Annotated in this window: 9 protein-coding genes; 4 read left to right on the top strand and 5 right to left on the bottom strand. The window is 43.6% G+C overall.

Features of this window, described 5'->3' with window-relative positions:
* On the top strand, positions 1-563 hold a 563-nt coding region (locus tag QUA47_RS12240; RefSeq protein WP_333430942.1), incomplete at its 5' end, for a HEAT repeat domain-containing protein.
* Positions 564-1,204: 641 nt separating this feature from the next.
* On the top strand, positions 1,205-3,760 hold the full coding sequence (leuS, locus tag QUA47_RS12235) for a leucine--tRNA ligase (RefSeq protein ID WP_333430941.1): 2,556 nt from the start codon (positions 1,205-1,207) through the stop codon (positions 3,758-3,760).
* A gap of 82 nt (positions 3,761-3,842) precedes the next feature.
* On the opposite strand, the gene QUA47_RS12230 is transcribed toward leuS, so the two are convergent.
* Positions 3,843-4,646, bottom strand: a complete 804-nt coding sequence (locus tag QUA47_RS12230) for a helix-turn-helix domain-containing protein (protein WP_333430940.1) — start codon at positions 4,644-4,646, stop codon at positions 3,843-3,845.
* Positions 4,647-4,925: 279 nt separating this feature from the next.
* Between QUA47_RS12230 and QUA47_RS12225 the strand changes: the two genes are divergently transcribed.
* The gene (locus QUA47_RS12225) at positions 4,926-5,822 is read left to right on the top strand and encodes a site-specific DNA-methyltransferase (RefSeq protein WP_333430980.1); all 897 of its coding nucleotides are present in this window, start codon (positions 4,926-4,928) and stop codon (positions 5,820-5,822) included.
* 101 nt (positions 5,823-5,923) lie between these two features.
* Here QUA47_RS12225 and QUA47_RS12220 read toward each other — a convergent pair whose 3' ends face one another.
* Positions 5,924-6,733 carry an SAM-dependent chlorinase/fluorinase gene (locus QUA47_RS12220; protein WP_333430939.1) on the bottom strand — a complete coding sequence of 270 codons (810 nt, stop codon included), beginning with the start codon at positions 6,731-6,733 and terminating at the stop codon, positions 5,924-5,926.
* 18 nt (positions 6,734-6,751) lie between these two features.
* On the opposite strand from QUA47_RS12220, the gene QUA47_RS12215 reads away from it, so the two are divergent.
* Positions 6,752-7,600 (top strand): DUF3598 family protein, encoded by an 849-nt coding sequence (locus tag QUA47_RS12215; protein WP_333430938.1) that lies wholly within the window; start codon positions 6,752-6,754, stop codon positions 7,598-7,600.
* Positions 7,601-7,699: 99 nt separating this feature from the next.
* Here QUA47_RS12215 and QUA47_RS12210 read toward each other — a convergent pair whose 3' ends face one another.
* The 3 genes from QUA47_RS12210 to QUA47_RS12200 form a co-directional block, all read right to left on the bottom strand.
* Positions 7,700-8,377 (bottom strand): GIY-YIG nuclease family protein, encoded by a 678-nt coding sequence (locus tag QUA47_RS12210; RefSeq protein ID WP_333430937.1) that lies wholly within the window; start codon positions 8,375-8,377, stop codon positions 7,700-7,702.
* 143 nt (positions 8,378-8,520) lie between these two features.
* Positions 8,521-9,384, bottom strand: coding sequence for an aldo/keto reductase (locus QUA47_RS12205; RefSeq protein WP_333430936.1), 864 nt, complete (start codon positions 9,382-9,384; stop codon positions 8,521-8,523).
* A gap of 225 nt (positions 9,385-9,609) precedes the next feature.
* A complete protein-coding gene (locus tag QUA47_RS12200; RefSeq protein WP_333430935.1) occupies positions 9,610-10,404 on the bottom strand; it encodes an ABC transporter permease in 795 nt (264 codons plus the stop codon).
* Positions 10,405-10,868: the final 464 nt, after the last annotated feature.

Genomic DNA, 10,868 nt, shown 5'->3' with positions numbered 1-10,868 from the left:
TACAAGAATTAGCACGGGGGTGGAAAGATCACCCAGAAACCTTACCCTTTCTCAAACAACTGGCTCAATCAGACGATGATTCGCATGTGCGACGTGCAGCAGTACAAGAATTAGCACGGGGGTGGAAAGATCACCCAGAAACCTTACCCATTCTCAAACAACGGGCTCAATCAGACGATGATTGGGCTGTGCGAGGTGCAGCAGTACAAGAATTAGCACGGGGGTGGAAAGATCACCCAGAAACCTTACCCTTTCTCAAACAACTGGCTCAATCAGACGATAATGGGAAGGTGCGACAAGCAGCAGTAAAAGAAATAGCACGGCGGTGGAAAGATGACCCAGAATTATTTGAGTTATTGTGCGAGGTTGCTATCAATCACCCCTTCGATCGCAAGTATCAGTGGCAAGATAATCCCCGGCAAGCAGCTCTTGCAGCTACGATCGAGTTGTATCCCGATCGCCCTCAAACTTTAGAACTTGTGCGCGATCGCGCTCAGAACGATTCTGACGACATTTTCCGCGAATTTGCCCAGAAAGAATTGGCAAAATTAGAACGCCAATGAGCGATATATTCGATCGCCGATCGCCATTTTTTCTAATTTTAGGAGTCGTTGGGTGGGGGCGGGTTTATGAAATTATTGGTTTTAAACATAGATGGTTGGTAAAACCAGCCCATACAAAATTATCAATTACCAATGATAAATTGCGGGTTTAAAAATATTTATGTAGGGGCGGGTTTCACCAACAATAATTGCCTAAAACCAATAATCTGGTAAACCCGCCCCCACCCGATGACAAATTAAAACGTACATTGCTATGCGCTCCAGATAGCATTTAAGCCGGAATAAATGCTAAGAAACCCGGTCGATCGTAGAAATCTGGTTTCTGGGAATTGGGGTTATTTATGCTTTTAGGACTTACGCATCAAGACCAAAGAAACCGGGTTTTTTGCGGTTTGGCCGACTGTAACGAAGTATGCTCGTAAAAACCCGGTTTCTGACCACCCGTGCGTAAGTCTTATTCTTTTCAGGGCGAACCGGGATATTTGGTCGATCGCCCCCCAGCTCAAATTACCTATACTACAATATATAATACAGAGAGTTGAGCCAAAATCCTTGGTGCTCAGAAAAATCAGAATCGAAGCCGCTTGAATGTGTAAAAATACTGAAGCAAACATTACTAAACCCTGCACGGAGCAATTGTTGTGGATTCCAGATATAACCCCCAATCCATAGAAGAAAAATGGCAGCAGACATGGGCTGAGCAAAACTTAGACCAGATGCCAGAAGATACCCAAAAGCCTAAATTTTATGCCTTATCCATGTTCCCCTACCCGTCGGGAAACCTGCACATGGGGCACGTCCGCAACTACACAATCATCGATGTAATTGCCAGACTCAAGCGAATGCAAGGCTATCGCGTACTCAATCCCATGGGGTGGGACGCTTTTGGTTTGCCCGCAGAAAATGCCGCCATCGAGCGCGGAATTCCCCCGGCAAAATGGACTTATGAAAATATTGCCCAAATGAAAGGCTTATTTCGCCGCTTGGGTATTTCTTTCGATTGGACAAAAGAAGTTACAACTTGTTCTCCCGATTATTATCGGTGGACTCAATGGATTTTCTTGCAATTTTTAGAATCAGGATTAGCTTATCAAAAAGAAGCCGCAGTTAATTGGGACCCTATAGACCAAACAGTTTTAGCAAACGAACAAGTAGATAACGAAGGTCGTTCCTGGCGTTCCGGTGCCAAAGTCGAGCGCAAATTATTGCGGCAGTGGTTCCTCAAAATTACCGATTACGCCGAACAGTTATTAAACGACTTAGACAAATTGCCAGATTGGCCAGAAAGAGTCAAATTAATGCAAGCCAACTGGATCGGCAAATCAGTCGGCGCTTACTTAGAATTTCCGATTGTCGGAATGGATGAAAAAATCGCTGTTTTCACCACACGTCCCGATACAGTTTACGGCGTCAGTTACCTTGTTTTAGCGCCGGAACATCCACTAACTCAGCGCGTGACCACCGCAGACAGAAAAGCCGCCGTAGAAACCTTCATCAAAGAAGTTGCACTGCAAAGCGAGATCGATCGCACAGCCGAAGACAAACCAAAGCGCGGCATCCCCACAGGCGGCAAAGCAATCAATCCTTTCAACGGCGAAGAAATCCCCATTTGGATTGCCGATTATGTGCTGTACGAATACGGCACCGGCGCAGTCATGGGAGTACCAGCCCACGACACGCGAGATTTCAAATTTGCCAATCAATATCAACTGCCAATTAAAGTAGTAATTGTGGATGATGATGAGATTCCGCTGACCGAAGCTTACACCGAACCTGGAATTATGATTAATTCCGAAAACTTCAACGGCATGGATTCAATTAAAGGCAAAGCAGCAGTGATTCAATATGCCGAAAATGAAGGTTATGGCAAAGCGCGAGTGCAATATCGCTTGAGAGATTGGTTAATTTCTAGACAGCGTTATTGGGGCGCTCCGATTCCCGTAATTCACTGTCCCACCTGCGGAACTGTCCCCGTACCGGCATCGGATTTGCCCGTATTGTTGCCGGAAAATGTAGAATTTACGGGCAAAGGTTCGCCCTTGGCCAAGATGGAAGAATGGGTAAACGTTCCTTGTCCGAGTTGCGGCACTCCGGCGAAGCGCGAAACAGATACGATGGATACTTTTATCGATTCATCGTGGTATTTCTTGCGCTACCCCGATGCTCAAAATCAAGAGCAAGTCTTCGATACGGCGAAGACAAATGATTGGATGCCCGTAGACCAATATGTCGGCGGCATCGAACACGCAATCTTGCACTTACTGTATTCGCGGTTCTTTACCAAGGTTTTGCGCGATCGGGGTTTGATCAATTGTGACGAACCATTTAAACGCCTGTTAACTCAAGGCATGGTACAAGCAATGGCCTACAAAAACCCCGTTACTGGCAAATACGTTCCCCCAGCAGATATAGACCCCGCAAATCCAAAAGATCCTGAAACTGGCGAAGCTTTAGAAGTCTTCTATGAGAAGATGTCTAAATCAAAATATAACGGCGTTGACCCCTTGCAAGTTATGGGAAAATATGGGGTAGATACGGCGCGGATGTTTATTTTATTCAAAGCACCGCCAGAGAAGGATTTGGAGTGGGACGACGCTGATGTAGAAGGGCAATTTCGCTTCTTAAATCGCGTTTGGCGCGTGGTTACAGAGTTTGCTGTACGCCCCCCTGCCACCCCCGGTCAAGGGGTAGAAAATGCTGAATTAAGTAAAATTGAGAAGGATTTGCGGCGGGCAATTCACACTGCAATTAAGGAAGTTAGCGAAGATTTGGAGGGGGATTATCAGTTCAATACTGCTGTTTCTGAAATGATGAAACTCAGCAACGCTTTGAATGATGCTAAATGTAAAGATTCGCCAATTTATGCAGAAGGGATTAACACTTTGATTCGCTTGTTAGCACCTTTTGCGCCGCATATTGCTGATGAATTGTGGCACAATACTGGTAACAGTGAATCGGTGCATACGCAAACTTGGCCGAGTGTGGATGCTTCTGCCTTAATTACCGATGAAATTACGCTGGTAATTCAAGTTATGGGCAAAACTCGCGGCACAATTCAAGTGCCTTCTGGTGCTGATAAAGCTGCTTTGGAAAAGTTTGCTCGCGAGTCGGAATTAGCCAAGCGTCACCTGGAAGGTAAGGAGATTAAAAAGGTAATTGTGGTGCCTGGAAAGTTGGTTAATTTCGTGGTAGCTTGAGGGTAAAAGTCGCTACCTGTAGGCAACGTATCGTTTCTACAAAAACACAACCTCATCCCCTTTAAACACTATCGGGCAACTATTATTTACTGTAAGAATAGACAAGTTGCCCTTTTTTTACTAGCTTTAAGGGAATTTTAGGATTGTTTAGCGGCGCGTTTTTTAGCCTTACCTTTTCTTCCCATTCTTTGAATTTAGGTTCCAGCATTTCAGGTGTAAGTTTATAAATTTCTTTGAGAGTTATGCCTTCATACAGTCCAATATACCAAGCTTCTACTCGGCGATATTTGTCAAGTATAATTTCATTCAAATGATGGTGAGTAGTGACCCCACCGCTTCTATTGAGAGCAATATTTATTGTTTTAAGTTCGTATTCTTTTCCTTCAGCATCAATAGCATCGTTTCCTTCACGTCCAGGCGATATCCGCAGCCCTAAAAGGATTAATAACTGTAAAGTCTTTCCCCCGTTATCTTGAAAAATATCCGCAATACCATATTCACTAGCCAGATTTTGCAATTCTTGGATGCTTTTCATAGCATTTTCTAGCCGTTTAGCATCTGAAATGCGTTCTGCTTCCGTGGTAACAGCCTCTTCAACAGGCTCCACAACTGACGGAGAAACTGGTTCAGCTATTAGGGTGCTAATGAGAGCTGTACTCTCGCCGCTTTGGCTAAAACTGATTAAATAAGTAGCGGGTACATCGAGCGCTTCAGCTAGATCAAAAATAACTTCAAAGGATGGCGATCTTTCACCGCGTTCCAATAAGCTGATATAGTCAGTAGTCTTGTCTATGAGTTCTGCTAACTCGTCCTGTGTCATCCTTTTTTCTCTGCGTAACTGACTTACCTTGGCCGCAAATTGTTGTCTGGCTTCTTTGTAATTCATACCCCTCACAATTCATAAAAACGAACTGAAAGTTCGCTTTTTGAATGGTACGAAGAATTTATACACAAAACAACGTACTGAAAGTACGGATGTAGTATTACTGACAGTACGGATTTTGCTATAATGACAGTAGGCTGTGTCTGTTGTACCTTAAACTAATCTAAATTAAACATGAGTAACATTTTGCCCGCCCCAATTTACACCACCCAATACGGTCAATCCTATTTGGGAGACTCTCTTCATCTCCTGAATAGTCTTGCTAGCAATTCTGTAGATTTGGTGATTACATCCCCTCCTTTTGCATTGCAACGCCAAAAGAGTTATGGAAATGAAGATCAAGATTTATATGTTGATTGGCTGCTGGGCTTTGCTCCTGAAATTAAAAGAGTTCTCAAGGATACTGGAAGTTTTGTTATAGACCTTGGAGGTGCTTATCAAAAAGGAATACCTGTACGGTCGCTGTATAATTACCGCGTACTTATTAGATTATGTGACGAATATGAATTTAAACTTGCTCAAGAATTTTTCTGGTTTAATCCTTCAAAACTTCCATCTCCTATAGAGTGGGTGAATAAAAAGAAAATCCGGGCTAAAGATTCTGTGAATACTGTTTGGTGGCTTTCCAAAACGAATCAGCCTCAAGCGAATATTAGTAAAGTCAAAGTAGAGTATTCTGAGAGAATGAAAAAACTTTTGAAAAATGCTGATGAATTTTACACGCCCAAAGAACGTCCTTCCGGTCACAATATTAGCGATCGATTTGCCAAAGATAATGGAGGTGCTATTCCATCTAATTTGCTAGAGATTTCTAATTCTGAAAGTAATTCTCAATACTTGCGTTGGTGCAAAGAGTTTAATGTTAAGGCGCATCCGGCACGTTTTCCCCAAAGATTACCGTCATTTTTTATAAATTTTCTTACTGAACCGGGAGACTTGGTAGTAGATATTTTTTCTGGTTCTAATACTACGGGTCATGCAGCAGAAGAATTATCAAGAAACTGGATAAGCTTTGAAAAAGAAAAACAATATGTTGCTGCATCAATATTTAGATTTTTGCCTCAAGAATATTTGGGGCAAGCGGATACAATATACAACCAATTGTTGACTGAGGAAGCATCAGGATTGATTTTACCTCAAAATAGGCTCCTTTTTGAAGTTAATAATTATTGTTTTTAATGGAGCTAAATAGTCGATTTTTTATTCAGATATGAAACAGTCTATTGAAATTGCTTCTACACGAACAAATTTCCAGCAGAGAGGGACTGAAAGAGATAATTTTAATGGTTAGTTTCAAAAAGCAATTGCACGATCGCTCCGCATTCCAATTTTAAGACAGATTGAGCGCTGCCGCCATTAACGGCAATTTCTAGCCAACCGTCAGAACCAGTTATGGCAATTAAATCGCCCGGTTCGCTGTCGCTGTAGGTTTTACCGCTGGGTATGCGAATTGCATCAGAACTATTACTAATTGTTACTGACCAATTGTTACCTATAAGGCAATCATTGCGGATATTAGTAATTAGATTGCCGAAGCGATCGACATATTGAACACAGCCTTCTATACCTGTGGCTGTAACGGCACAATTTGGTATCTCTAACTGCACTAAACTTGCAGGGTCGAGATCCTCCCCTAACTCTTCCAAAGCCACCCCGTTCGCCAAGTGAGCGCCCGCAGCAGCGAAAATATCGCGACCGTGAAAAGTGCTGCTGGGTTGAGGTGTGCGCCAGTATTTGGGGTTGGTGAGCTCGACAGATGCGATCGCACTTTCCCGACTCAACACCCCGCTAAACAACCCGTTATCCGGCCCGACAAGAAAGCAATTAGCACATTTAATCGCAACCCCGCGTCTCTTGCTTCCTACACCCGGATCGACGACAGCAACGTGTACGGTTTCCGGCGGAAAATAAGCAAAAGCAGTCATCAAACAAAACCTCGCCGCTGCTATATTTTGAGATGGTATTTGGTGCGTAATGTCAATGACTTTTAACTGCGGGTTAATTTGGGCGATCGCACCTTTCATCACTCCCACATAAACATCGCTTAATCCAAAATCCGTCAGTAGAGTTATAATTCTATTTTTAGACATATATCGAAAGGTAAGAATATGGTAGGGCAGTGGGAAAATTTTCTGCAAAACTTGGGAGAATGGCACGGTTCCTTCACTCAGCTATCAACGCGAGGAGAGGTACTTAAAGATATTCCTAGCATTCTTTCTCTCGAAGGTTTCAATGACAACAAAACTGTGCGATTGAATCTCCGTCGGTTTTACCCAAATCCTAGCGGTGTCGGCGAACCGGAAGTCAACGAACTTGTTCTAGAAATTCAAGCTTTGGGACGAGATACCCTATTTTTTGAGAATGGAGCTTTTTCTCTGGGTACTATTCAACTAGCGCCTTTTTCTGAGTGCGGTGCCGAGTTGGGTTTTATCTACAATTATCGCCGGTTGCGCTTCCCTATGATCTACAATACCGACGGCAATTTATCCAAAATTACCTTAATTCGGGAAAAGCAGCTTGATAAAAATGTCCCCGAACGTCCGCATTTAACTGTTGAGGATTTGCTGGGAGAGTGGCAGGGCGAAGCCGTGACAATGTATCCAGATGGGCGTTCTCCTGACATTTATTCAAGCAAAATGCAATTGCATTTAGAAAGTAGCGATCGCCTAGTGTATAAAATTACTTTTGGCAGTAATGCTACCGTTATCAGTTCTAGCGGCAGGATTGACGGTTCAGTTCTGCACTTTAACGAAGGTGCTTCACCCGTGCAAGTTGTACTCCTTCCTGACGGCGGTTCTTGCACTTTACCTGTCAAGATTGAATTGGGAAAACCTATATTTTTCGAGGCCGGTTGGTTGGTAGAACCTGACTTGCGGTTTCGGATGATTCGCAGTTACAATGAGCGGGGTGAATGGGTAAGTTTGACTTTAGTTACTGAACGCAAAGTTAGTCATTAATTAGTATGAGCGGCTTCACAAACACTCTTTAATTTCCACCCATAATCTACATAAACCAGCCCCATTTAGGGCGGACAAAAGTTTATGTATCTGCGAATTTTATTCGCCGGACTTTGTTTCCTGGGTTTGCGATTGAATCACCGCACTCCAGTCATCATTATTAACAGCCGCTTCCAAATCCTTAGCGCGATCGCCGTCACTTTGGACTGCGGTTTCTAACTCTTTGGTAAGACTGGAATCTGCCATTGCTTTACGTAATTTTAGCTTCTTTTCTTCATAAGCTTTTTGTTCCTCCGCAGACATTGCCGATCGCGCCGCTTGGCCTACCGTAGCCGCCCACATTTCGCTGTCAGCACCGTTTCCAGGTGGAATGCTGCCAATTTCTGCTATCCAAGCATCCCGCAAACTTTCCATTTCTTCCCGCTTCGGAAATTTGAAAGTTTGCACGCGCAGGAAAGCACAATTTTCTGCGCCATTTTGGGCGATGTGACCGTTGATTGAAAGCAGGATATTTCGCGAATAACCGATAAACTGAGTGTTGCGGGAAGTGTCCATTACAGCGTAAACGCCGGCGACTTTCGCGTTAGTTGCCAAATCGCGCCATGTATCGATCGCCATTATTTGCGTTCCGTCATTTTCTAATGCAGGAATTGCAGCGACTGCGCCGTGTTCCTCATCGGAACTATATAAAAAATTGTGCAGTCCTTCATGGGCGACTGGTACGTTTTGATGTTCGATTGCTAAATCTCGATCGGCATTCACTTGATTAGCTTCCATAAAACCCAATTCCTCAAAAAATGTCAACTTTACTCATTAAATCCCACTTTCAGGGGCGGGTTTTCCAACCCACCCCACAATAAAGTTCTGTTTGTGGAACAGGCCGGAAAGCCTGTTCTATTGTTTTTTTTGCCCTTATATACTTAACTTACGGCAATTTGTTGCAATTCCTCGTCAGTCAATTTAACTTCGAGCGCCCCCACAGAGTCCTCAATACTCGATACTTTGGTCGCACCGGGAATCGGAACGACGCAGGGCGATTGAGCCATTAACCAAGCTAATACTATACAGTAAACTGAAACGTTTTTTTCTGCGGCTAATTTGGCGATCGCGGGCATATCTTGCAAGCTGGTGACGCGGCGGCTTCCTCCCAAAGGACTCCAGGGAATAAATGTCAGTTTTTCGGTTTCGCAATATTCCAGAACGCCGTCTGATTCCGGCTCTCTGTGCCACGGATTGTACTGATTCTGCACGGAGACAACTTCTACTGTCTCGCGGGCACGTTTGATCTGCTCTACAGAAAAGTTGGAAACTCCTATAAATCGAATCATTCCTGCTTCTACTGCTTCTTTTGCAGGTGCTAGGGCTGCTTCTATGGTATAAGCGGGATCTGGCGAGTGGTACTGCCAAAGGTCGATCGGTTTCTGGCCGCCCAATGCTTCAAAACTTTCGCGAATTGTCTGGCGCAAATGATGGGGATTGCCGTTGCGCGTCCATGCACCTTGAGGCCGCATTAAGCCGCCTTTAGTGGCGACAGTAACCGCCCGAGTATCTCCGGTGTACTGTTCCAAAGCTTTGGCAATCAGTTGCTCGTTGTGGTGTTTGTCGGATTCATCTTGACAGTAGGAATCTGCGGTGTCAATTAGGGTGACACCCAAATCGAGGGCGCGGTGAATTACCGCAATTGATTGCGATTCTGGCGGCCGGCTGCTTAAGGACATGGGCATACCTCCAAGACCGATCGCGCTGATAGTAAAATTACTGTTACCCAGTTTTTTTCTTTTCATTGATTTCCCTTCGTTTGCGTGGTTTATTTCCAGTTTACATTTCAAGGATAGGTTGAAATTTTACATTAATTTAACTATCTAAGTAAATAGAAAAAAATATTTTTTAGATAAGCTGTTTGGCATTTAAAATGTATACTTCCAGTCCCTATTCCCCACGTGTCCAATCCTCTCCCTCTCAAACATACTAGACAATCTAGATGTGCAGCCGCTTACCTACCTACTTAACTAGCTGGAAGCGCTGGTGTAAAAGCGGAGTGCAAATTGCCAGAAGTAGCGGGAGAAAAATAACAGCCCGATCGCCAATATTCCCGCCCCTGCGATCCAAACGATTTCACCTCTCCCCAGCATGGCTTCTGCAGGCACAGTCGTCAAGAAGGCAACGGGAACTACGAAAGTGAAGAAAAATCGATAAGCTGCGGGATAAGCTGCCATTGGAAATCTACCCGCCTCTAACAATCCTTTGAGGACTTCGGTAACATTGTAAATTTTGACAAACCAAATGCTGGTGGCCCCTAACATAAACCATATACTGTAAAGAGTAATAGTTCCGAATAACAGCGGTATTGCTGTTAAAAAATAGTTGCCGATTCCTACTCCCAACTTGTTAGCAGCATACAGCAGCAATACCGTGCCGAAGATTAAATCTGGGATTCCCCAAGGCGAAACTGTGTTTGCAGATAGCCAGAATTGGGAACTGATGGGTTTGAGGAGTACGAAATCGAGAGTACCTTGCTGCACTCGCTCGACAATACGGCTGAGATTAGGTGCTAGAAACGTTGACGAAAACCCCTGCAACATCGTGAAAATACCGAGTACAACTAAAGCCTCTTCCCATGAATAGCCCGCAAACCTGTAGCCGGTACGGTAGAACAAAAACAGCCCAAACAAGCTGCCCGCAAGATTTCCGAGGCTGCTGAGGGTCGCGAGGACAAAGTTGATTCGGTATTCTAGTTCCGCTGCGATCGCCGCACCCCAGAACAATTTCAGTACGTGGAAATATCGTCCCATGTTTGTCGCCATTTTTTGCCCTGTAAATACTTAAATTCCCATATTTTAAAGGTTGTGTGAAGTTAACTGCTGTACAGGCTGCTCTTTCCACTATAATTTTAAATTATTTAGACCCCTTAGTTAAGTAGTTTTACTAACACGCAGTATTAACTTATCTAACAATATTTAAACAAAAATGACAATTATTAATTTTCGTCCATCTTAAGCCAATATCTTGTGGCAATTATTAAGAATACTTGATGTTTTTACACCAAGAATCGCTTGATTGATTGGAAATACTAATATGTTACAACTCTTAAAATTATAAATATTTCAAAAACATCTAGCCACACCCAAACGGAACACTTAGGATGGGGCATACGTACTCAAAAGGAATACGTAATCAGCCATGCGTAATTATATAGCACTTCCGGATGTTATGAGGTACAGTAGCAGCAATTAGTAAACCAGTTTTTAAGATGTTTCGGATTAATTAA

Source organism: Microcoleus sp. MON2_D5, from assembly GCF_036701905.1.
Classification (GTDB): Bacteria; Cyanobacteriota; Cyanobacteriia; order Cyanobacteriales; family Microcoleaceae; genus Microcoleus.
This window is presented reverse-complemented; position numbering and strand designations above follow the sequence as displayed.